Annotated in this window: 1 protein-coding gene; it reads right to left on the reverse strand. The window is 70.3% G+C overall.

Going from position 1 to position 1,170, the window contains the following annotated elements:
• Positions 1–1,142: Re/Si-specific NAD(P)(+) transhydrogenase subunit alpha (locus tag PLL68_RS10345; protein WP_324533789.1), on the reverse strand; the 1,142-nt coding region annotated here is incomplete at its 3' end.
• Positions 1,143–1,170 lie beyond the last annotated feature (28 nt).

Below are 1,170 nucleotides of genomic sequence, written 5' to 3' on the forward strand. Positions count from 1 at the left end.
GTGGATGCCGGGGCCGCCGACACCTGCACCGGCGGCGGGGGCCACAACACCTCCCCCTCACGCACCACCGTCATCCCCCGCTGCACGACGTCGTCGAGGTCGAGGGTCAGCTCACCGTCCTTCTCAGGTGTGAGCAGCTTCAACAGGTTCACCAGGTTCGTGCCGAACAGCTGTGACGCCTGCGTGGGCAGCCGCCCCGGCAGGTCGGTGTAGCCCAGGATGGTCACCCCGTTCGCGGTGACGACCTTCTCGTCGGCAACCGACCCTGCGACGTTGCCCCCGTTGGCGGCGGCCATGTCGACGATCACCGAACCCGGCTTCATCGACGCCACCATGGCCTCGGTCAGCAACCGAGGTGCCGGGCGACCCGGGATCAGGGCCGTGGTGATGACGATGTCGACGTCGGCAGCCTGCTCGGCGTACAGCGCCGCAGCCTTGGCGTCGAAGTCTGCGCTGGTCTCCTTGGCGTAGCCGTCGGCCGACGGCCCGGTCTCCTCGACGTCGATGCGCAGGAACTCCGCGCCCATCGACTCGACCTGCTCACCCACCTCGGGCCGGGCGTCGAACGCGCGCACGATCGCCCCGAGGGAGTTCGCCGTGCCGATCGCTGCCAGCCCCGCCACGCCGGCCCCGACGACGAGGACCTTGGCCGGCGGCACCTTGCCCGCCGCCGTGACCTGACCGGTGAAGAACGACCCGAACTCGTGCGCCGCCTCGATCACTGCGCGGTACCCACCGATGTTCGCCATCGACGACAACACGTCGAGCGACTGCGCCCGCGAGATGCGCGGCACGGCATCCATCGCCAGCGCCGTCACCCCACGCGCGGCGAGCGCGTCGACGAGGCCGGGGTTCAACGCCGGCGAGAGCAGCGAGACGACCACCTGACCCGGGCGCAACCGGGCGATCTCGGCATCCGAGGGGGCGTTGATCTTCAGCAGGACGTCGGCGTTCCAGACGGCGTCGTCGATGACGTCCGCACCCGCGCGCGCGTAGGCGGCATCGTCGAAGCTCGACGCCGCACCGGCCCCGGTCTCGACGAACACCGCGTACCCGAGCGCGATGATCTGCTCGACGGTCTTCGGTGTCGCGGCCACGCGCGTCTCACCGGGACGGGTCTCACGGGGCACTCCGATGCGCACGACATTCCTCTCGGCCTACGGGATCTGT

Source organism: Ornithinibacter sp., from assembly GCF_035443565.1.
In the GTDB taxonomy this organism is placed as follows: Bacteria; Actinomycetota; Actinomycetes; order Actinomycetales; family Dermatophilaceae; genus Fodinibacter.